Annotated in this window: 25 protein-coding genes; 18 read left to right on the forward strand and 7 right to left on the reverse strand. The window is 39.3% G+C overall.

The annotated features are described in order from the left end of the window. Position 1 precedes the first annotated feature (1 nt). On the forward strand, positions 2 to 763 hold the full coding sequence (locus tag ACN9MR_RS04980; RefSeq protein WP_426328509.1) for a leucine-rich repeat domain-containing protein: 762 nt from the start codon (positions 2 to 4) through the stop codon (positions 761 to 763). A gap of 22 nt (positions 764 to 785) precedes the next feature. Here ACN9MR_RS04980 and ACN9MR_RS04985 read toward each other — a convergent pair whose 3' ends face one another. Together ACN9MR_RS04985 and ACN9MR_RS04990 are read right to left on the reverse strand one after the other, a co-directional pair. Continuing rightward, complete coding sequence (locus tag ACN9MR_RS04985; RefSeq protein ID WP_426328510.1) at positions 786 to 1688, reverse strand: DMT family transporter; 903 nt, start codon at positions 1686 to 1688, stop codon at positions 786 to 788. Continuing rightward, positions 1688 to 2233, reverse strand: coding sequence for a GNAT family N-acetyltransferase (locus tag ACN9MR_RS04990; RefSeq protein ID WP_426328511.1), 546 nt, complete (start codon positions 2231 to 2233; stop codon positions 1688 to 1690). The genes ACN9MR_RS04985 and ACN9MR_RS04990 overlap by 1 nt, the downstream gene beginning before the upstream one ends. Positions 2234 to 2305: 72 nt before the next feature. Here ACN9MR_RS04990 and ACN9MR_RS04995 point away from each other — a divergent pair, with 72 nt between their 5' ends. Next, entirely contained in the window at positions 2306 to 3172 is an 867-nt protein-coding gene (locus ACN9MR_RS04995; RefSeq protein WP_426328512.1) for a LysR family transcriptional regulator, read from the forward strand. A gap of 259 nt (positions 3173 to 3431) precedes the next feature. Here the strand turns inward: ACN9MR_RS04995 and ACN9MR_RS05000 are convergent, their stop codons facing one another. Next, a complete protein-coding gene (locus ACN9MR_RS05000) occupies positions 3432 to 3860 on the reverse strand; it encodes a hypothetical protein (protein WP_426328513.1) in 429 nt (142 codons plus the stop codon). Positions 3861 to 4042: 182 nt separating this feature from the next. Here ACN9MR_RS05000 and ACN9MR_RS05005 point away from each other — a divergent pair, with 182 nt between their 5' ends. The 11 genes from ACN9MR_RS05005 (at position 4043) to ACN9MR_RS05055 (ending at position 14135) form a co-directional block, all read left to right on the forward strand. Beyond that, positions 4043 to 4549: a Crp/Fnr family transcriptional regulator gene (locus tag ACN9MR_RS05005; protein WP_426328514.1), complete on the forward strand. Its 507-nt coding sequence runs from the start codon at positions 4043 to 4045 to the stop codon at positions 4547 to 4549. 68 nt (positions 4550 to 4617) lie between these two features. Then, positions 4618 to 5043, forward strand: coding sequence for a DUF4345 domain-containing protein (locus tag ACN9MR_RS05010; protein ID WP_426328515.1), 426 nt, complete (start codon positions 4618 to 4620; stop codon positions 5041 to 5043). A gap of 76 nt (positions 5044 to 5119) precedes the next feature. Beyond that, positions 5120 to 6031, forward strand: a complete 912-nt coding sequence (locus ACN9MR_RS05015) for a helix-turn-helix domain-containing protein (protein ID WP_426328516.1) — start codon at positions 5120 to 5122, stop codon at positions 6029 to 6031. A gap of 67 nt (positions 6032 to 6098) precedes the next feature. After that, positions 6099 to 7010, forward strand: a complete 912-nt coding sequence (locus tag ACN9MR_RS05020; protein ID WP_426328517.1) for an alpha/beta hydrolase — start codon at positions 6099 to 6101, stop codon at positions 7008 to 7010. A gap of 211 nt (positions 7011 to 7221) precedes the next feature. Next, positions 7222 to 7602 (forward strand): transmembrane 220 family protein, encoded by a 381-nt coding sequence (locus ACN9MR_RS05025; RefSeq protein ID WP_230147913.1) that lies wholly within the window; start codon positions 7222 to 7224, stop codon positions 7600 to 7602. A 15-nt stretch (positions 7603 to 7617) separates the two neighbouring features. Then, positions 7618 to 8475, forward strand: coding sequence for an EboA domain-containing protein (locus ACN9MR_RS05030; RefSeq protein WP_426328518.1), 858 nt, complete (start codon positions 7618 to 7620; stop codon positions 8473 to 8475). A gap of 26 nt (positions 8476 to 8501) precedes the next feature. Further along, entirely contained in the window at positions 8502 to 9488 is a 987-nt protein-coding gene (locus ACN9MR_RS05035) for a TatD family hydrolase (RefSeq protein WP_426328519.1), read from the forward strand. Positions 9489 to 9492: 4 nt separating this feature from the next. Further along, complete coding sequence (gene eboC / locus ACN9MR_RS05040; protein WP_426328520.1) at positions 9493 to 10377, forward strand: UbiA-like protein EboC; 885 nt, start codon at positions 9493 to 9495, stop codon at positions 10375 to 10377. A gap of 27 nt (positions 10378 to 10404) precedes the next feature. Further along, entirely contained in the window at positions 10405 to 11568 is a 1164-nt protein-coding gene (locus ACN9MR_RS05045; RefSeq protein WP_426328521.1) for a 3-dehydroquinate synthase, read from the forward strand. 3 nt (positions 11569 to 11571) lie between these two features. Next, positions 11572 to 12777, forward strand: coding sequence for a metabolite traffic protein EboE (gene eboE / locus ACN9MR_RS05050; RefSeq protein ID WP_426328522.1), 1206 nt, complete (start codon positions 11572 to 11574; stop codon positions 12775 to 12777). An 8-nt stretch (positions 12778 to 12785) separates the two neighbouring features. After that, positions 12786 to 14135: an alkaline phosphatase family protein gene (locus tag ACN9MR_RS05055; protein ID WP_426328523.1), complete on the forward strand. Its 1350-nt coding sequence runs from the start codon at positions 12786 to 12788 to the stop codon at positions 14133 to 14135. Positions 14136 to 14863: 728 nt separating this feature from the next. On the opposite strand, the gene ACN9MR_RS05060 is transcribed toward ACN9MR_RS05055, so the two are convergent. The 3 genes from ACN9MR_RS05060 to ACN9MR_RS05070 all read right to left on the reverse strand — a co-directional run bounded on the left by ACN9MR_RS05060 (position 14864) and on the right by ACN9MR_RS05070 (position 17178). After that, positions 14864 to 15262 carry a hypothetical protein gene (locus tag ACN9MR_RS05060; protein ID WP_426328524.1) on the reverse strand — a complete coding sequence of 133 codons (399 nt, stop codon included), beginning with the start codon at positions 15260 to 15262 and terminating at the stop codon, positions 14864 to 14866. Positions 15263 to 15326: 64 nt separating this feature from the next. After that, the gene (locus ACN9MR_RS05065; RefSeq protein WP_426328525.1) at positions 15327 to 16250 is read right to left on the reverse strand and encodes a helix-turn-helix domain-containing protein; all 924 of its coding nucleotides are present in this window, start codon (positions 16248 to 16250) and stop codon (positions 15327 to 15329) included. A 67-nt stretch (positions 16251 to 16317) separates the two neighbouring features. Next, entirely contained in the window at positions 16318 to 17178 is an 861-nt protein-coding gene (locus ACN9MR_RS05070; RefSeq protein ID WP_426328526.1) for an SDR family NAD(P)-dependent oxidoreductase, read from the reverse strand. 204 nt (positions 17179 to 17382) lie between these two features. Here ACN9MR_RS05070 and ACN9MR_RS05075 point away from each other — a divergent pair, with 204 nt between their 5' ends. From ACN9MR_RS05075 to ACN9MR_RS05095, 5 genes are all read left to right on the forward strand, one after another. Further along, positions 17383 to 17967, forward strand: coding sequence for a TetR/AcrR family transcriptional regulator (locus ACN9MR_RS05075; protein ID WP_426328527.1), 585 nt, complete (start codon positions 17383 to 17385; stop codon positions 17965 to 17967). A 49-nt stretch (positions 17968 to 18016) separates the two neighbouring features. Next, the gene (locus ACN9MR_RS05080) at positions 18017 to 18481 is read left to right on the forward strand and encodes a hypothetical protein (RefSeq protein ID WP_426328528.1); all 465 of its coding nucleotides are present in this window, start codon (positions 18017 to 18019) and stop codon (positions 18479 to 18481) included. Between the two features lie 15 nt (positions 18482 to 18496). Continuing rightward, the gene (locus ACN9MR_RS05085) at positions 18497 to 18832 is read left to right on the forward strand and encodes a DUF3817 domain-containing protein (protein ID WP_426328529.1); all 336 of its coding nucleotides are present in this window, start codon (positions 18497 to 18499) and stop codon (positions 18830 to 18832) included. Positions 18833 to 18841: 9 nt separating this feature from the next. Beyond that, positions 18842 to 19825, forward strand: coding sequence for a hypothetical protein (locus ACN9MR_RS05090; RefSeq protein ID WP_426328530.1), 984 nt, complete (start codon positions 18842 to 18844; stop codon positions 19823 to 19825). A gap of 262 nt (positions 19826 to 20087) precedes the next feature. Beyond that, positions 20088 to 20717: a DNA-3-methyladenine glycosylase family protein gene (locus ACN9MR_RS05095; protein ID WP_426328531.1), complete on the forward strand. Its 630-nt coding sequence runs from the start codon at positions 20088 to 20090 to the stop codon at positions 20715 to 20717. Between the two features lie 91 nt (positions 20718 to 20808). Here the strand turns inward: ACN9MR_RS05095 and ACN9MR_RS05100 are convergent, their stop codons facing one another. Beyond that, complete coding sequence (locus tag ACN9MR_RS05100; protein WP_426328532.1) at positions 20809 to 21591, reverse strand: SDR family oxidoreductase; 783 nt, start codon at positions 21589 to 21591, stop codon at positions 20809 to 20811. Positions 21592 to 21664: the final 73 nt, after the last annotated feature.

A 21664-nucleotide genomic window follows, 5' to 3' on the forward strand; every position in this document is an offset into this window, starting at 1 on the left:
AATGAATAAAAAACATATCTATTGGTACCTCATCATTATAGGGATGATCATACCTTTTGGTGCTTTTGCCCAAACGATAAAAATTCCGGATCAGAATTTTAAGAAGAAATTGGTTATTCTGGGCATTGATCTTAATGGAGATGGCGAAATTCAGCTAGTTGAAGCACAAAAAGCAACTAAGCTCAGTTTAGATCAGGCAGGTATTGGTTCGTTAGAGGGTATTAAAAATTTCACCAACCTAAAAGAGTTAAGCTTTTGGAATAACCAGGTACAGGTACTGGATCTGGAAGGAATGAAAAACCTGGAAAATATTTTTGGCTACAATAACCAGATTCAGCGGGTCAACCTTAAGGGATTGATAAACCTCAGAAATTTATACATTCATCAGAATCAAATCAGTGTAATAGATTTTACAGGACTACAAAAGCTCGAAGATATAAACATGCTACAGAATGCAGTTAATAAAGTGAGCATTTCAAATCTTCCAAAACTTGTGCGTATTGAGTTTCAGAAAAACAGGCTAACCGAGTTTAAAGTAACAGGGTGCCCTGCGGTAAAGCTGATCAGGTTAGCTGAAAATCAGTTGGCAAAATTAGATTTTAGTAAGTTTAAAGATCTTGAAGAATTGTCGCTGAGAGATAACCCTTTGGTTGAACTCGATATATATGGCTTAAGAAAACTTAAAGAGTTAGATTGTTCATACACCCTCTTAACCAATGTTAATATGAGCGGAACTGTAAGTTTAGGCAGAATGGAATGGTAATATAATAGGCTTTAAACTAAGCCTAATATTTTTTCTCCTTCAATATCCTAAGCATTGCAAATGGATTTGGCATTCTCCACTTCAGTTCTGAAATCAGTGTTGCCAGAAATATCATTCCGCCTCCAATCAATAGCCTCGATGTAATTTCTTCTCCCAAAATAAAATGCGCAGCGAAAGCGCCGAAAATAGGTTCGAAAAGATAAATGATAGATACCCTTTCGGCACTGATGTACTTTTGAGAAATATTCGATATGGTGTACATATATGCCGTTGAGAATAATGCGCAAAAGACAATCCCTATCCAAAATGTTTCTTGTTGAGGGATCCAGGTAGCGTTTCCCTGGATAAACGTTAATAGAAAAGTTAATAAAGCGCAAGTGGCAAACATAGGCACAATGGTAGGGATAATATCACCTGCCGTTGATTCCTTTTCGATCTGGATTAAATATATGGCAAAACAAAAAGCACCGATAATCGTATATAAATCTCCGGTTCCAATGCTGAGTTTATCAGTAACAGATATTACAAAAAGCCCAATTAGCGCTGTGAATGCTGCAATCCATATTTTTAGTGCTGCAGGTTTTCGATAAATAATAAGTTTAATCACCGGAATCATTACAACGGTTATTCCGGCTACAAATGAACATTGTGATGCCGAGGTATGTGTAATACCCAATGTTTGCAAATAAATGCCAAGTACCAGTGGAACAGCTAAACTTGCGCCTGTTTTAATTACTGTTAAATCGAGTTTCTTTACGTGTTTCCAGAAAATAACCGATAACACCATTGTGGCGAGTAAGAAACGGTAGAACAGAAAAAGAACTGGCTGGTGCTGTCCGATTGCAAGCTTGGTAACAGAAAATGAAATTCCCCAGAACGCAGTACCCAGGATCAATAAAATCAAAAAGAGGTTTCTTTTTTCCATTAGGATACTTTTAATTCATTATCGTTAACCAATACTTTTTTCATCATCAAATCTGTTTGTTCATCATCTCCAAGCCAAAACTTATGCTTGCCGAAAGGTGTAAAGCCATTTTTTTCGTAAAATCTTAATGCCCTGTAATTTTCTTCCCATACGCCTAGCCATACATAACTGGCTTGCATTTCAAGTGCAATATCAATGGCTTTTTGATAAAGTAACTGGCCAACTTTCTGACCGTAAAATGCTTTCAAAAGGTAAATACGCTCAATTTCAAGTGCATCAGGATTTAGTTTTTCGGTTTGGGCCTGCCCTGTGTTGATTTTTAAATAGCCAATAACTTTTTCATTAAGCAGCGCAAAATAAAACTGAGAATCCTGATTGCTCAGTTCCGCTGTCAGTTTTTCTTCAGAAAAGCCTTTTTCGAGGTAGTCTTTCATGTTTTCCGCGCTGTTTGCTGCTGCAAAAGCTTCGGAAAATGTTGTTCTCCCTATTTCCTGTAGTTTTTTGATATCAGCGAGTGTTGCCCTTTCGATAATGATGTGCTCCATGGCACGAATGTAACAACTCTTTAAATGTAATAAAATGCTATTTTTTCATTTATTAATGCGTATTTTGCATTAATGGATCTTCAGCGAATCAAGTATTTTTTGGCCCTGGCAGAACAGCTTCATTATTGGAAAACGGCAGAAAAGGTAAATATCACACAGTCGGCCTTAACCCGCCAAATTCAGTCGCTTGAAAATGAATTGGGCCTGCAGCTTTTCGAACGTAATAAACGTAACGTGAAGCTCACCCCAGCAGGTAAATTCTTAAGAGAGAAGTGGGCGGTCGAATTAAATGAGCTCGAATATATCCATCAATTTGCCAAACAGATCCATTTAGGCGAGCGCGGAACCATTACCATTGCACATCCTGATTCCATATCAGCTTCTATCATGCCCGATATTTTGGCCAAGATTACGCAGGCATTTCCACAGCTTCAAATTAAGTTGGTGCAGGTTTTGTATGAAAATCAACTCGATTTTCTAAAGAACTATAAGATTGACCTGGCCATTACGAGGGATATTACCAGTGAGCAGGGCATTAAATCAAAAAAAATATATTCCGATCACCTGGCTCTGGTGGTTCCCTTAGCGCATTCTTTTAAAAAAGTTGAAGATTTATCTACCGAGCGCCTTAAAGTGCAGAAGTTTATTCTGCCGACCAAGGATGAGGGGAGTAGCTATAGCGAGATTATTCAGGCACTTTTTAAATCTTACGATTTTGTTCCTGATGTATTTCTGCATTCCGAATTTGGATCTACGATTATTGCACTCGTACGGAAAGGATTGGGAATAGCCATTTTGCCAGATTCTTATATGCACCACCAAAGCCCCGGTCTACGGTTTATTCCTTTACCTTTTGAAACCGATATATTGATTAACTGGCGTGCCGATGACCATAATCCCGTGCTTGCGAATATTCTAAAACTTGTTTTTGATCATTAGGGATAATATCAATGGTGCCGTGCTTTTATAGTTAACATATTATTCTTCCAACAACATCATCCCATTTTACGGTCACCTCTACTTATTTCCTGTTTATAAAGCTGTCTGGTTAATTGATCGATCTGGTAAACTTGTAACTTTTCCCTTATAAAAATAGCCAGGTTACTGTTATAACCTAGCTATAGTTAAATTAATACGCCAATGATCGATATGCTTTTAACAATAAATTGGGCGCCAAGGATGAACTTTAAATATCGTTTTACTGTTTTGTACCTCTGAAATTAAACGAAATGTCGCCCGATGCGGTTGGCAGGGTAACAATAACGATGTTTTTTGCTGCGTGGTCGTATACCAATGTTCCTTCCGGAGCCCCAATCGCCTCGGCATCATTTGAACCCTGAATTGCTTTTATGGTGAAAATTTTTGATGTTACATTGGAGTAAGGCTCGCCAGGTTTTGCTGTAACCTTTACTTTGTTGCCATTCTCTTTTGTAACCTGGATAATTGCGTTAAAATATTCGGTTGAAGTGATATCCACTGTTCCCTTATAGGTGCCCACAACCCTGGTTGCGGCGGCTTCATCCGAATTATTTGGCGGAACATCTTTATCTTTATCCTTGCAGGAAAATACGAGGGTTAATGCTAATGTAAAGAACAATAATGATAAATTTTTACTAACTGATTTCATAGATTGATTTTTTAATATTTCTGTTTTAAACTGATCAAAATTATCGTGTATGTTTTTCTAAGTATGTGCAGAAATGCTCAATTATAGTATTCACTTGTAGGAAGTGCGGGAATAATACAAACGATTTTTAAATTGCCGGTAAAAAATAATGGCGCTGTCAAATACCATGCATACAAAGTAAAATGAAAGAATTTGTTGAACTTTCGGTAAAAACCATTACCATTAACAGAAATGAATTTTTAAGCGTAAAAGGAAATATCGATACCAATGTATATTATATCGAAAGTGGAAGTTTACGGTTATTTGTTTTGGATAATGATGAAGAGCAGGTGATCAGATTTGGATACCAGGGTGATTTAATTGTTTCAATGGATTCTTTTTTAACTGGTAAACCCTCAAATTATTTCATCCAGGCCATTAAAAAAACAGTAATAAGGGTTATACCACGGCAGCAGGTTGATCATTTTTTAGAAACTGAAAAGAATCAGCTCTTTTGGATGAAAATTTTAGAAAACCTTGTTGTGCAACAGCTTGAACGTGAAATTGATATTTTAACCAGTTCCCCAATAGAACGGTACAACAGGGTTTTGAGCAGGAGCCCACAGCTCTTCCAGCAGATTCCGCTTAAACATATTGCAAATTATTTAAGAATGAGCGCCGAAACATTATCGCGTTTAAAAAAACCTTGACTTCAATCAAGATTTAATTATAAAAAAGCAAACACCTTTGCCTCATTACCAATAAAAAAATATTGATTATGAACGCACAAAAAATTATTAAAATCAGTAGTCGGGTTTACATCGGTTTTTCTATCCTGAGTTTAGCTTATGTTAGTATCTCATCCATTTGGAATCCGCAGGCAACCATGGATTTAGTATCAACTCAATTGCCCAACACAGATGCTATAAGCTCTATAAGGGGAATATATGGAGGGGTTGGTTTGCTGATTACCTTTTTGCTGATTTACCTTTTGTTGACTGACATCGGGAAGGCTCTTTTTTTTCTTTTGCTCTTTTGGGCTGCCTATTCTATTTCCAGGTTGATCACGATTTGGGTTGATGGACCTCTAGGTAGTTTCGGTTCACAATGGTTAATTATTGAATCGACCTTTAGTATTTTAGGTTTCGTACTGCTGCTTTTATATGCCGGAATCAAGAAAGAAACAAATGTTTCACAGCAATAACTTGCTCAAAAATGATCGTTTTAATGCAACAGTTATTATCTTGTGTTAATCTTAACCGAAAAAATATTATCAGCAGATGTATTTAACTTCATTACCAGATCATTCCAATCCTGATTTTGATCAGGATCTTCATTTTAGACGGTTTAAAGTGCAAAATGTTGTTTTTAACACCGTTAGCAGTTATAGTTTTTGTGATGATCATGTGGGCTGCCTTTCTTTCAAAACGATATTAAAAGGAGAGGAGTGGTATGGTATTAATAAACGTAAGCTGGCCATTCGGCCCGGACAGTTCCTGATCCTCAACGATGAACAAAATTATTCCTGTAAAATTGATACTATGGATAAGGTAAGGGGATTATCGGTTTTTTTTCAAAAAGATTTTGCCGCGCAGGTATTTCAGGATACTTTAAAAAGTGAAGTGGAATTATTGGATAATCCATTTTATAGGAATAATGAACAACCGGAGTTTTTTCAAACATTGAATGATATCGATCCTGAATTACAGTTGCAACTGGCAACGCTTATTTCGGGCCTCGAAAATAATGGTTATGACGATGGTGCTGAAGAACAGCTGTTTTTTTTACTTAGATATCTGATCAGGACACTTAAATCCGACACAGAAAAAATTGCAGGCGTTTCGGCCATAAAGCCAAGCTCAAAAATCGAAATTTACAAGCGTCTATGTATTGCGAAGGATTTTCTTCATTCAACTTTTATGGAGAAGCCCGATTTAAAATTACTGGGTAGTATTGCTTGTTTATCAGTTCCTCAGCTCATCAGGCAGTTTAAATCTGTATTTAAGGTTACGCCACATCAATACCTGATTCAGATAAAACTTAAACAGGCTGTTGATTTGCTTAAAAATACTGATAAACCCATTCATGAAATAACCTGGTCCTGTGGATTCGAAAACGTGAGTGCTTTTTGCAGGGCCTTTAAATCAGCTTATGGTTTTCAGCCTTTAATGTTCAGAAAAATACAGGCATAAATAGCGCATTTTTGCACATATTAATTGGTAAAGCGGGCTTAATTTTAAGCAATTAAACCCAACTACATTGAAACGAGCTTTTATTTTTTTCTTTTGCATTTTATCCTCCTCATTTTGTTATGCCCAGGATCTTACGATCCCGCTTTATCAGGAGCAGATACCAAATGCAAAGAAAACCCCTGCAGATTATATAGAAGAAACCGACAGCAACGGCCTGATTAAAAATATAAGTATCCCGACCATGCAGGCCTACCTCCCGGATAAAAATAAAGCCAATGGAACGGCTGTAATCATTTTTCCCGGTGGTGGTTATTTTGTTCTTGCCCCCAAAAAATGCATTGAAATTGCTAAGGCATTCAGCGCACTGGGGGTTGCTGCCTTTGTTGTAAAGTATCGTTTACCCAGCGATAAAATTATGAACGACAAAACGATCGGTCCATTGCAGGATGCGCAGACAGCTATTAAAACGGTACGCAGACGAGCAGGCGAATGGAATATAAAACCAAATAAGATAGGGATGATAGGGCTATCGGCAGGGGGGCATTTAGTCTCAACAGCAGGCACGCAGTTAAACAGGGTAGTAATAGATAATAAAGCGCATATATCACTTAGACCCGATTTTATGATTTTACTTTATCCTGTTATCATTTATGATCCGGATATACCCCGCACCAGAGAGAATTTAATCGGAAAAAAACCTACGGCAAAAGCGTTAAGTTTATATAGCACCAATAAGTCTGTTAATGATATTACGCCACCAACATTTTTGGTTCATGCGGCTGATGATGATGTAATCCCGATGAAAAATAGTCTGCAGTTTTTCGATGCACTACTCAAAGCCAAGGTTAAAGCTGAGATGCATATTCTGCAGACAGGGGGGCATGGTTTTGGTATTTATGATGTAGAAAATAAAGATAGCTGGTTTATAGGTTGCTACGAATGGATGAGAAAAAATGGTTTTGGATCTGCTGAAAGATAAAAACCTGGTTTGAAAATTGGTTAGCTTTCCATTACCCAAAATCAGCTGTTTTTAGATTTATGGTAATACCATTTTTAATCAAAAAAAACTTTTATAGCAGTATATAATTTACAATTTTTAAGCAAAAAAAGCATTCAGTTTAAATAACTTTGTTTTTCAATGAAAAAAATCGGGAAATCGATTTAGCTTATTTTAAACCAAATAATTTAAAATGCTTTTAATTATCCTTAACATTATTTTTTGCATCTCGTTTTTAGGCTTTGCCTATGTAAATTTAAATGATAACGATGCCTTTCTTTGGGTTTCTATCTATTTAAGTGCCGCAATATGCTGCGGATTGGCTGCGGCGGGTAAATTTTATCCTTTCGCTTATCTGTTTTTAACTGCTTTCTATTTAATTTATGCTGCTATCCTATTCTTCGCAAAAGATGGTGTGCGGGATTGGATTACCAAATACAGACGCGAGAGCCTCGTGCAGAGCATGCAGGCCACTAAACCTTATATCGAACAAACGAGAGAATTTTTTGGCCTGTTGATTATTGCGGGGGCCTTGTTGATCAATTATTTTGTTTCGGCGGGTATTGCCAGCTAATAGATTTAGATAATTATGAAAGGTGATGATAGGATGGCTATCCAAAAAGCTTTATCAGCTATTGTAAAAAGCAATGTAGGTGCAGATGGCCAAAATTGGTTAGAAAGCATCACACAATCAGCTGATCAAAGCAATAAAATCAGTCAGGCATTTGTGATGGTGCCGCGCAAAACCGGGAAATTGCTTATTCAGCTTAATGATGATCAAAAGGCCTTAATAGAAGAGGCAGGTATCAGTTATATTAGTAACTGGACTATAGATAGGCTTTGTCGCGTTTGGTTGCTGAGCACTTTAAATGCAGCAGACCCGGAGAAACTTTATGCAACTATCGATCGCTTATTCCTGTCGGCAGAAATGAATGAGGCGGTGGCTTTGTATTCGGCTTTGCCGTTTTTAGCCCATCCTGAAATTTGGGTGAAACGTTGTGCTGAAGGGATCAGGAGCAATATCGGGTCCGTTTTGGAAGCGATAATGGAAAACAATCCTTATCCTTCAGAAAATTTGGATGAGGCTGCCTGGAACCAATTGGTACTGAAAGCGTTCTTTACAGAAAAAAATATTAAGTTCATCGTTGGTTTAGATAAGCGTGCCAATCCGGAACTTGCACTAACTTTGATAGATTATGCAAAAGAACGCTGGGCTGCCAAACGAAAGGTAAACCCACAGCTTTGGCGCCTGGTTGGCAAATTTATCAATGCTGAAATTTTTGAGACCCTTAAAGTCGGTTTGCAGCATAACGACCAGATTGAACAACGCGCCATTGCACTTGCCGTTGCACAGTCCGATTATCAGCCGGCAAAAGATTATATTAACACTTTTCCTGAACTTAAGTTGGTCCTCTCGGAAGGAAACTTAAACTGGGATTCATTTTAACCATTAGAAATTCAAAATAGAAATATATGTGTTGCAGTAGTTCAATTGAAAGAGATAAAGCATTGATGGGGGAGCCTGAAGCATTCGATATCAGTGCGGTAAAGGGAATGAAATTCTTCGACCCACATGTTCACATGACTTCGAGAACAACCGACGATTACCAGGCGATGGCCGATGCAGGCGTTGTTGCTTTGATAGAACCCGCATTTTGGTTGGGGCAGCCACGTACCGGATTAGATAGCTTTAGAGATTATTACAGTAGCTTAATCGGTTGGGAGCGCTTCCGCTCTTCTCAATTTGGCATTAAACATTATTGCACCATTGGTCTTAACTCAAGAGAAGCCAATAATGAAAGCCTGGCAGAGCAGGTAATGGAAATATTGCCATTGTTTATCTATAAAGAAGGTGTAGTTGGCGTGGGCGAAATCGGCTTCGACGATCAAACTGCAGCCGAAGAAAAATATTATCGATTACAACTTCAGCTTGCCAAAGAAGCAGGTTTGCCTGTGCAGGTACATACACCACACCGCGATAAGAAAAAAGGTACACAACGCAGTATGGATATTGCTTTGGAGCATGGCCTTGATCCTTATAGCGTAATTATCGATCACAATAACGAAGAGACGGTAAAAGAGGTATTAGATAGAGGCTTTTGGGCTGCTTTTACCATTTATCCGTTTACTAAAATGGGTAACGAGCGCATGGTAGACATTGTAAAACAATATGGCGCTGAGCGTATTATGGTAAATTCTGCTGCCGATTGGGGGATCAGCGATCCTTTGGCCGTACCAAAAACCGCTGCTTTAATGAAAATGCGTGGTTTAAGTGATGAGGATATTGAGCTGGTTACTTACCGCAATGCAATTACTGCATTTGCACAGAGCGGGCAGCTGGATGAAGCCGATTTCAATGTGCAAAAAAATGTAGACCTTACCGAGAAATTCGAAGGCAATACCATTTTGCGTGGCGGACAACAGCCAAGAACAGATAAATCGTCGATCATCATTAGCTAAAGTATTGAAAAAAATAATTGTCTATCTGCGCATGATGCGCCCTGCCAATATTGTTACTTCAGTAGCCGATATTTTAGCAGGAATTGCCATTTCCGGTGTTTTAAGTAGTGGGTTGTCTGTTCCATGGCTGTCTATTGTGTTTTTGGCCGCATCAACAGCCTGTTTGTATGGAGGAGGGATCGTTTTTAACGATGTTTTTGATGCCGATCTGGATAAAATAGAACGTCCGGAAAGAGCCATACCCAGTGGGCTGATCAGCTTAAAAAATGCAACCGTTTTGGGAAGTTTATTACTCCTTGCCGGAATTGTTTTAGCTGCATTAAATAGTTTAACATCGGGCTTACTGGCCATTTTGGTGGCCGTTTTCGCTTTGCTTTATAATAAATTTGGTAAACACCATTCTTTTTTCGGCCCCTTGAATATGGGCTTATGCCGTGGCTTTAACTTACTGCTGGGCTTGAGTATTGTGCCAGAAATGCTTCAAAGCCATTATTATTTAGCGGTTATTCCAGTAATCTATATTTTCTCCATCACCATGACCAGCCGTGGCGAAGTACACGGAGGCCATGCTAAAAACTTATATTTGGCCGCCTTTCTGTATGCAATCGTGATCTGCGCTATTGCCTATTTTGCATTTGTAAACGATAGGTTGCTGTGGTCGCTGCTGTTTCTGCTTCCATTTACCTTTATGATTTTCAGGCCACTTTTAAAAGCAATAAAGGAGCCTATCGGTAAAAATATCGGCGGGGCGGTAAAAGCTGGTGTAATTTCACTTATTTTGATGGATGCAGCTTGGGCCGTAACTTTCGATGCCCTGATTCTGGCTTTTATAATTGCAGCTCTATTGCCGTTATCCATGTGGCTGTCTAAATTATTCGCCGTTACTTAACCATCAAACACACATTCTCAAATTGATATGGAACATTTACATCAATCCTTTACAGTACAATATAATTATAATGTTTTCTTTACTTCATCGCTTTTTTTGCCTGAAAACGAACTGTTGAACAGTTTTTTAGTTAACCTGAATCCGGCTGTTGCAGTAAAGAAAATCTTGTTTGTAATTGATGAAGGTGTAGCAAATGCACACAAAGACCTTAATACCCAGATTAAAACGTATTTTGCAAAATACCCGCAAACGCAGCTGGTTCAGGATATCCTGATTATCCCGGGGGGAGAACAGGTGAAAAACGATACTAGCTATTTTGATCAGGTGTTAGAAGCCATCAATGTTCATGGGATCGACAGGCATTCGTTTGTTGCTGCCATTGGTGGAGGCGCGGTACTCGATATGGTGGGCTATGCGGCTACGGTTGCGCATCGCGGTATTAAACACATCAGGATTCCAAGTACTGTGCTTTCGCAGAACGATTCGGGTGTTGGCGTAAAAAATGGGATTAATTATTTCAATAAAAAGAACTTTTTAGGCACTTTTTCGCCTCCGGTTGCAGTTTTTAACGATGAAGTATTTTTAAGCACTTTATCCGATCGCGATTGGCGCTCAGGTATTGCTGAAGCAATTAAAGTGGCATTGATTAAAGACCGTGAGTTTTTTGAATGGCTGGAAGCGAATGCTGTTGCGCTTGCACAGCGGGATATAACAGCCATGAACTACCAGATCTGGAAATGTGCAAAACTCCATATGGAGCATATCCGCAGTGCCGATCCTTTTGAAAACGGTTCGGCCCGACCGTTGGATTTTGGCCACTGGAGCGCACACAAACTAGAATACCTGACTAATTTCGAAGTGCGGCATGGTGAAGCTGTTGCCATGGGCATAGCCTTAGATACCGTATATTCCAATTTATCAGGCAGGATCAGTGCCGATGATGCACAAAGGGTAATCACCCTGATTCAGCAGCTTGGTTTCGAATTAACGCATCCTTTGTTACAGGTTACCGAAGGCAATAGCCCAATTTTGCAGGGGCTTGAAGAATTTAGGGAACATCTTGGTGGAGAGCTGACGATCACCTTACTTACAGGTTTGGGCAGTGGAGAGGAAGTTCACGAAATTGATGCCGACATTTTAAAACAAGCTGCCGAAATTTTAAATAACCAAACCGCTATTATTCAACATTAGGCTATGAAATTAACTTCCGGACATTTAACCTTCTGTACCAATATTTATGCAGGCGAAAACTGGATGGCACATTTTGCCGTATTGAAAGATAGTTTTCCGGTATTGAAAGCGCAATTGTCGCCAGAGGCACCGATGGGTATAGGTTTGCGCCTTTCCAATCTCGCCAGTATCGAATTATTGGAAGAAAATCACCTGGAAATATTTAAGCAGTGGCTTGCACAGGAAGACGGATATGTTTTTACCATGAACGGATTTCCATATGGTGGTTTTCATCATACCAGGGTTAAAGATCAGGTACACGCACCCGATTGGACGACGAGAGATCGCGTTGAATATACACTCCGTTTAGCAGCTATTCTTTCGCAGTTATTACCTGCAAATATGGATGGAGGTATTTCAACCTCGCCATTGAGTTACAAACCCTGGTTTAAAGATGCTTTAGAAAGAGAAAAAGCTACAGTTACTGCGACTACACATATTTTAGAAGTCGCCGAAGGCCTAGCAAAAATATATAAAAAGACAGGTAAAATCATCCATCTCGATATTGAACCAGAACCTGATGGTTTTCTCGAATCCGGTCCAGAATTTATAAACTGGTTTGAAAACGAACTTTTACCGATCGGAAAAACCTATTTTGCAGCGCAATCAGGTTTAAATGCGATCGATGCAGAAGATTTGATTAAAACACATATCCGTTTATGTTATGATGTTTGCCATTTCGCAATTGGTTACGAGCCTCATACCGCCATCATCAATGAATTGCAGGAGAAAGGTATTCAGATTGGAAAAATCCAGATCAGTGCCGCGCTAAAAGCTAAATTGCCGGCATCTGTTTCAGAAAGAACTTCAGTGTTGGATCAATTAAGCCGTTTTGATGAACCTACTTATCTCCATCAGGTAATTGCACGAAAAAATGATGGTTCGTTGTTGCGATATCCCGACCTCTCTGATGCACTTACAGCGGGTGAAAACCCTGAAGTAGAGGAGTGGCGGGCACATTTTCATGTACCTATTTTTGTTGAAGATATGGGTTTAATCCAATCGACACAATCGGATATTACCGAGGTATTAAATTTGCAAAAAAATAACCCTTTTACCGCTCATTTAGAAGTGGAGACCTATACCTGGGAAGTTTTACCAACAGCTTTAAAAGCGCCTTTGAACGATTCAATTATCAGGGAACTGGCCTGGGTTAAAAATTTATTATAAATAAGAACATGCATAAAACCGTTGTTATCGATATCGTAGCCCTATCTGCTTCCGTAATTGGGGTGCATACACCATTTCTTCAGAAATATATTGCTGAGAACCATTTAACAACCATAGAACCTTTATTGCCTGCAGTTACAACGGCGGTGCAGTCGAGTTATCTTACAGGTAAATATCCTTCAGAAAATGGTATTGTTGGCAATGGATGGTACGATCATGCTGATGCTGAAATTAAATTCTGGAAACAGTCTAACAAACTGGTGAATGCTGAAAAAATATGGGATCAGGCTAAAAAGGCAGATCCGGATTTTACCTGTGCCAATATGTTCTGGTGGTATAACATGTATTCAACAGTCGATTTTTCGGTAACACCACGGCCAAATTATCTTGCCGATGGCCGTAAATTGCCCGACTGTTATTCCCAACCCGCCGAATTACGCGATCATTTACAAAATAAACTGGGGCAGTTTCCTTTGTTTCAGTTCTGGGGCCCTGGCGCAAATATTAAATCAACCAGATGGATTGCAGATGCGTCGATGGAAACTGAAAAACTCCACAACCCTACGCTTACCTTAATTTATTTGCCCCATTTAGACTATTGTCTACAAAAGTTTGGCCCTGAGCTTGATAAAATCAGTACAGAACTGAAAGAAATCGACCAGGTGGTCGAAGAATTGGTTCGTTTTTATGAAAGCAGGGGCGCACGCATCATTCTGCTTTCCGAATATGGTATTGCGCCTGTAAATAAGCCAATCCACCTTAACCGTTTGTTCAGGGAAAACGGTTTAATCCAGATCCGGGCAGAAAGAGGACTGGAATTACTCGATCCCGGTGCCTCGAAAGCTTTTGTAGTGGCCGACCACCAGGTAGCGCATGTTTATATCAACGATAAAAGTGTAACCGAGCAGGTAAAAGCCTTGTTGAAAAATGTACCTGAAATTGAATTGGTGCTTGATAAGACAGAACAGGAGAAACACCATATTAATCACGAACGTTCTGGTGATCTGGTTCTTACTGCGAAAGAAAATAGCTGGTTTACCTATTATTTCTGGCTGGATGATGCTAAAGCACCCGATTATGCAAGGGTGGTTGATATCCATAAAAAACCGGGCTACGATCCTGTTGAAATGTTCATGACCTCTAAATTAAGGGCAGGGTATAAACTTTTAAGGAAAAAAGCCGGCTTCCGTTATGTAATGGATGTAATTCCGCTCGATGCTACGCTGGTTAAAGGATCGCATGGCAGCATCAATGTAGCCGATAAATTTAAACCTGTTCTGGTGACCTCGAAAGCAGTTGATAAAATCTTATATGCACCAGATGTTTATCAGCTGATTTGGGATAGTTTAGTCGGTTAAGTTGATCTCAAAGCTATTTACTCAAATCAATTTATCAGATAAGCAGGATTATTCTTTTGAGTGTAATTCTTTCTAATCCGTGTTCTGTGTCTCCACAGATCACTTTAAGTTTATTTTGTGTTTCGGTCTGTGCGGACACAAACCGAGGAGTTAGGATGAACGTTGTCAGTCTGAGGGGTAATTTATTGTATAAAAATCAATATGAGTGACGTACAATCGTTTCCCTTTTCCTACTGCTCGGTCTTGCCTCGGCTCGCCGCCGCCGAAGGGCTCTTTCTTTTTGGCATCAAAAAGAAACAAAAACTGCCGGCTGAAAATTTTTCTTTCGAAGCTAGTAGGTTGGCTTGGACAGTGCAGCCCGAAAAATTTGTTAGGCCGGATTTAAGCAGAACGGGGATATCGTGCTATGGCCTAGCTGGATGGAAATACTAAAGCAGCTAAAGTTTTGATTAATAATGATTTGCAAATAACGTCAATGGTAGCCTGTCGAAGACTTTTACAAGCCGAAAACAAAAAATATTTGTCTTTCGACATGCTAACATTGACCGATGTCTAAGGAATGTCGACATTAAAGGTTTTTTCAGCCGACAGCCTGTCCCGACTATTCGGGGAAGCAATCTTTCATGCTAATAATTTTTGCTGTAAAGACTGCTTCGTTGTTCCTTCTCGCAATGACGATTTTTTGAGTAAATTATACTTATACCTTTCTAACCTTGATCTTAAAATTATTACTCCCGTACAAACCTGTATCCACAGCCTTCGAAACAAGGTGGGTTAATTTGGAGCGATTTTGCCGAAACTTTATAGCGATAAATAAGTGTTTGGTTATAATTTTTATTGGTTACTTCCATTTTTACACTATCCAAAATTTTATAGGTCAATAATTCCGGCATAGCATCACCTTCAAATTTACCTGATTTATCTAAAGTGAGGTATTTAACCTGCCCGGATACTTTTTGGTATTTTCCGATACTTCCATTACCAGGATCCTCCATCACCTCAGTCAGTTTCCATTTGCCGTAAACTTCACCCGGCCCATCGTTATTACTGCCGTTGTTGTTGTTTTTTTTGCAGGATACATAAACAATGCTTGCAAGGGAGAGGAGAATCAATAATACCTTTTTCATAAAGCTTTAATTTACAGCTTATACGGTACAGAAACCAAAAACGCTACTTAAGAATTGTCTTTTGTTAATTAAACATTTTTCTAAATGCCAATGGTGAGATCTTGGTTTTTGCCTTAAAGAGTTTGTTAAAAGATTGCGAATGTTCAAAGCCCAGTTCGTAAGCTACTTCGCTCACCGACAAACTGGTGCCCGATAGCTTTTCCTTTGCTTTCTCTATCAGTTTTTGATGGATATGCTGTTGTGCATTCTGTCCGGTTAGCGAACGGAGCAGATCGCTTAAATAACTTGGCGAAACGTTTAAATGATCGGAAAGATACTGCACGGTTGGTAAACCCTTTAGCATCGGCGTTCGATCATTAAAATAAGCTTCCAACAGTTCTTCCAGTTTTTGCAAAAGATCTTTGTTAAGCACTTTGCGTGTAATAAACTGGCGTTTGTAAAAACGGTTGCTGTAATTCAACAGCAATTCGATCTGTGTAATAATCACATCCTGACTAAAATCGTCAATTCTGCTGTTCAATTCTTCTTCAATATTTTTAAAAATAGCAATAATGGTTGCCTTTTCCTTCTCTGATAGGTGTAATGTTTCGTTAGCGGAATAAGAAAAGAAACCATAATTTTTGATTTTTTTGGCGATTGGGTACGACAATAAAAAATCAGGATGGATCAATAAGGTATATAATGAGCAAACACTTGATTCTAAATCCTGTTCATGACCGATAATCTGGTTCGGAGCAGCGAACAACAAACCACCTTCATCAAAATCATAATAACTCTGCCCGTATTTTAGCCTGCCGCTTAATTTTGGCTTGTAGGAGATTTTATAAAAATTAAGGATGTGTGAATTGGGCTGTCCACTCATTTCAACCGGGTGATTTTCATTATTGATGAGGCTGATCAGCGGATGTTTTGGTTGGGGCAGACCCATTATCCGGTGCGCTTCCGATAAAGAATTGAATTTATAAGGGCTGTTATCTTCCTTTTTCATATTGATGTAATACAAATATAACCGATAAGCTTTTGTTTATCGGTTATATGGATAATTTTCTATTTGATTAACCCTGTGCTGCGTTCGATACTGCTTCCCATTCTTCCCAGCTTGCTATACGCTCAGCGTAAGCCGTACGTACCCAGGTTAGGTTATGGCTACCGAGGGATAAACGTAAAGGTGGATTTTCCGTATCAACAATTTTAAAAATTGCAGCAGGTGTAGCCTCCGGATTACCCCTTTCCATGTTTTGTAGACCTTCAAAAAACTGAGCCTTAAAGCCGGTGTACTCCTCCATGCCATCAGCAAACTTTAAAGACGCCTGACTTCCGAATTCAGTGGCATAAGCCCCGGGTTCGATAATGGTTACTTTGATCCCAAAAGATTTTACCTCTGCTGCCAGGCTTTCGTGGATGGCCTCAAATGCCCATTTTGATGAGCTATAATAACCGATAACGGGTAAAACAACATGGCCGAGGTTGCTCGATGTACCTAAAATATGTCCGTAACCCTGCTTGCGTAATATAGGCAGGGCGGCTTGTATAACAGCCACCGCTCCAAAAATGTTGGTGTCGTACATGGCTTTCACCTGTTCAATGGTGGCTTCTTCAATAGTGCCAACAAGCGAATAACCAGCGTTATTTAAAACAATATCCAGTCTCCCAAAATGTTTGTGGGCCTGTTGAACAGTTTTTTCTACCTGCTCATAATTGGTCACGTCCAGTTCCAGTGTCAATACATTTTCTTTGTATTTTTCCTGAAGATCGGCAATGCTGGATAGCGTCCGTGCTGTTGCAGCTACCTTATCGCCACGTTCAAGCGCGGCAGTTGCCCACACACGCCCAAATCCACGCGATGCACCTGTAATAAACCAGACCTTATTGGCTATTGGGGTATTTGTACCTTGATTTTTTTGTTGATGTTCCATAATTTTTATCTGAATAAATGATGGATCAAATGTGGGCAAGGTTAACGTGTTATTTGTAGCCTAATCGGGTGCTTTTGTAGCCAAAATGAGAAAATACCAATATAGACTTCCACGAGATCATTTTTTATACTTAAAATATGACATATCAATTAAATTCTTAGTCCTCAATCGTTCTATATTTGCCAACATACCAATTAGTATGTTATGTCTAAGGCAGCCGATACCCGGATGATGATTTTACAGAAATCTTTCGAACTGATTTACCGAAAGGGCTACCAGTCGACCAGTATTGATGAAATTATTGCCACCACACAAGTAACAAAAGGGGCCTTTTATTATCATTTTAAAACTAAAGATGATATGGGATTAAGCCTGATCAACGAATTGCTTTACCCTGGCATGTATAAAGTAATGATTAAGCCTTTGGAAGAAGGAAAGGATCCCGTAAAGGATATTTACGAGGTATTGGAAAACCTGCTGAACGATTTTGTTTTTTTTAATCCTGATTATGGCTGCCCGGCCATTAACCTGATCGAAGAGATGTCGCCGATGAATCCGGCATTTAAAAAAGCACTTTCCAAATTGATTATACAGTGGCAAAATGCAATTGTAGCTGCACTTAATAAGGGGAAAACAAGCCATATCTTAGCAGATACTTTTGTACCGGAAGAAGTGGCCATGGTAGTGATTTCAGGTTATGGCGGTGTGAGAAATATCGGCAAGGCTTTAGGGAAATCGAGTTACAAAACCTACTTAAAAGGGCTTAAAACCTATTTAACAAATCTTTAGTTTTTTTTATACCATAACATACTAATTAGTATGTTTAATTTTTTTCAATATGCACCAGACTCTTTTAAGCCTACATTCAATTAACCGGTGGCTTGTACTTTTATCATTGCTCTACAGCATTTACCTTGCTGCAAGGGGGCGTTTGCAGCACCTTAAATTTACGGCTCATGCCAATTTTATGCGGCATACTACGGCCACCGTTTCCCAGGTTCAGCTCTTGCTGGGATTAAGTTTGTACATGATCAGTCCGGTGGTAAAGTATGCCATGGCGGAAAGCGATACCAGCCATTTGGTTTCCGAACATGTATTTTTTAAGTATATCCATATCTGGCTTATGGCCACGGCGGTGGTGTTGGTTACGCTTGGGTCGGCAAAGGCAAAAAGGATGGAAACCGATACCCAAAAATTTTCTACCATGCTATTTTGGTTTTGCCTGGCCCTTTTGGTCATACTTGTTGCAATTCCGTGGCCATTTTCGCCCTTTGCTAATCGTCCATTTTTAAGATCATTTTAAAATTATCGAATCATTATGTTAAATCTGTTAAAAACGCCAATCGGAAGATTAAGGATTATCGGTTTTCTGGAAGGAACCTCATTATTGGTACTGGTATTTGTTGCGGTACCGCTAAAATACATTATGCACAGACCCGAACTGGTAAAACTGATGGGACCAATCCACGGGCTACTTTTTTGTCTTTTTGTTTTTATTGCTTTCAGTGTAAGTGTTGTTTATAAATGGGCATTTTCTAAAATAACCTGGAAAGTGCTTTTAGCCTGCATTATCCCTTTTGGTACTTTTTATATTGATAAATATATCCTGATCCCACAATCGCTCATGCATGAAGGAGAAGATAACTTGAGTTAATGGTATCGCATGAAATATAAAAAGTACAGCATCATTATTGCTGTTTTGGTTTGCCCGATTGTTTATGTATGGTCTTGTAACAGCTTTGGGAGGAGGAACATTGATAACGGGATCAGTTTTAAAACTAAACTATCTTCTTACCAGCTTTTTAAAGGGAAAATGGCTGAGCTTAAACCGAATGACGGTGTAGAAATGTTTGAACTTGCTTCTACACTTTTTACGGATTATGCAGAAAAGCAACGGCTGATTAAATTACCGGAGGGAAAACAAATGGTGTTAAATGGAGAAGGTTTGCCCGTTTTCCCTGAAGGAACTATTATAGCCAAAACCTTTTATTATTCAAAAGTTGCTAAAAAGGGTAGGGAGATTATAGAAACACGTTTACTGGTCCTGCATCAATCAAACTGGAACGTGGCTACTTTCCGCTGGAATGTACTACAAAACGAAGCAGAGCTGATTACCGGCGGTGCAGATGTTCCGATTGATTTTACGGGTTTGGATGGTGAAAGGAGAAAAATTTCCTATCATATTCCCACCAAACAGGAATGTGCCAGTTGCCACAGGCAAAACGACCTAATCATTCCAATTGGCCCGAAAGCAAGAAATCTGAATTTCAGCGTTGAAAGGCGTGATGGAAATATTAACCAGTTAAGTTACCTGATGAAAAGAGGTGCGATAAAAAAGATTAAAGTTGATTCTTTAAACCACCTTCCGGATTATCATGATACCTCATTGCCTGTTCAGCAAAGGGCAAGAGCTTATATGGATATTAATTGTGCGCACTGCCATCAAGCAGGTGGGTTTGCTGGGAATACCACATTAAACCTCGATTACAGGACGGATTTAGAACATACCGGAATCAAATTTAATAAAAGCAATATCATTATCAGAACAAACCAGATGGGCGAATTCCATATGCCCAAGTTAGGAACAACTGTTATTGATAAGGACGGGGTGGCGTTGATCAAAAAGTATATCAGTGGGCTTAAGTAGCCGGGGCTTTCTAACCGCAATTAAGCAGAAGCGTGGGGGGGCTGAAATCATCATCCCGGCCGAAGCATAGCGGAGAGATCTGCCTAAACAGGTTTAGCTTCACTGATTATTGCATGTTTCCAGACTTTGTTGCATCGGCTAGAAATGACGTTATTTTATGGATAAGTTATCATCCATCTTATATTTTTTATTATCCATCCCTCAATGTATTTTTTCCGGTACGATCGAACCATCCTTATTATATTTGAATAAAAACATGTCTATGTTCGAAAAATTTGATCAGACCAATTATCATCAACTTTGTGATTTACTGGGTAGCCGTCACCCAGATTTACAGTTGATTTTAGATCAATATGATTATCCGCCTTTTTGGTCGAGACCAAATACCTTTGAATCATTGGTGCATATTATTTTAGAACAACAGGTTTCTTTGGCTTCGGCATTGGCTGCCTTAAATAAACTGAAAGAAAAAATAGGGGAAGTTAGGCCTGAACGCTTTTTGTTACTTACCGATCAGGAATTAAGAGATTGTTATTTTAGCCGGCAAAAAACAATTTATGTCCGTCATTTGGCCGAAAGCCTGATCAGTGGAACATTGTCTTTAAGCAAAATGGAAACAATGGACGATGTAACTATTAGAAACCGGCTTAAAAGTATTAAAGGTATCGGTGATTGGACGGTAGATATTTACCTGATTTTTATGCTGCACCATACGGATATTTTCCCGGTGGGTGATCTGGCTGCTGTAAACTCCTTAAAGAAAATAAAAGGTCTGGCAGCTGAAGTAGGTAAAGAACAGGTATTGGCGGCGGCAGATCAGTTTAGACCTTACCGCACCATTGCTACAATGTTGTTATGGCATGCTTACTTGGAAGGAAGGAAAAAGAAATAGCTTAGTTAAGCGTGTTAATGCCGAATACCAGTGCTTTAAGATTCCCGCGTGCGCGGGAGTGATGCATCTTGCTGAATTGAGTATAAATATTTTACAACAAAGCCCTATCCAGGTGCACGTAACCGCCATCAACATGGATCAGTTGGCCCGTGGTATGACTCGATTTATCAGACAATAAGAATACGGCCATACTGGCGATTTCATCCACGCTGGTCATTCTGTTTTCGAAAGGGATTTTATCGGTAATGTTTTTAAGTTTTTCATCACGGTTTTCAAAAGAATTGATCCATTTCTCGTATAGCGGCGTCCAGGCTTCGGCAACAATAATCGCATTAACACGGATGCTAAAAGGCAATAACTCTACTGCCCACTCGCGGGTTAAAGCATTTCTGGCACCGTTAGACGCTGCATAACCAGATGTTCCACCTTGTCCCGTTTCTGCAGTTTTACTGCCAATATTTAAAATCGAACCCTTGCTCAATTTAAGCGCTGGCAGGGCATGTTTGGCTAAAAGGTAATAGTGCACCACGTTTTTATGCAGCGATTCCATAAAGCCTTCGTAAGTGCCGTTTTCGAGACCAACACCATCGTTAACACCCGCATTGTTTACTAAGCCATCTATTCTGCCGTATTTTGCCAATATCGCATCAACAATGGTTTTACAGCTTTCAGGTGCAGTGAGTTCTGCAGTAAAATAAGCTGCTTTTAAGCCTAAATCTGTTATTTCCTGCAGCATTTTCAGGTTATCATTTTCATTACGGCCAATAATAATGGGGAAAGCATGCTCAATAGCCAAAGCTTTCACAATTGCGGCACCAATACCTTTTGCCCCACCACTTACCAGGATTATTTTGTCGTCTAAATTTAAATTCATATTTGGTTAATATTTTTGTTTTGTTATTATGGCCTCAGAGAACATAGAGGGGGTATTAAGCCTTGCTTCTATA

Source organism: Pedobacter sp. R-06, from assembly GCF_049913135.1.
In the GTDB taxonomy this organism is placed as follows: Bacteria; Bacteroidota; Bacteroidia; order Sphingobacteriales; family Sphingobacteriaceae; genus Pedobacter.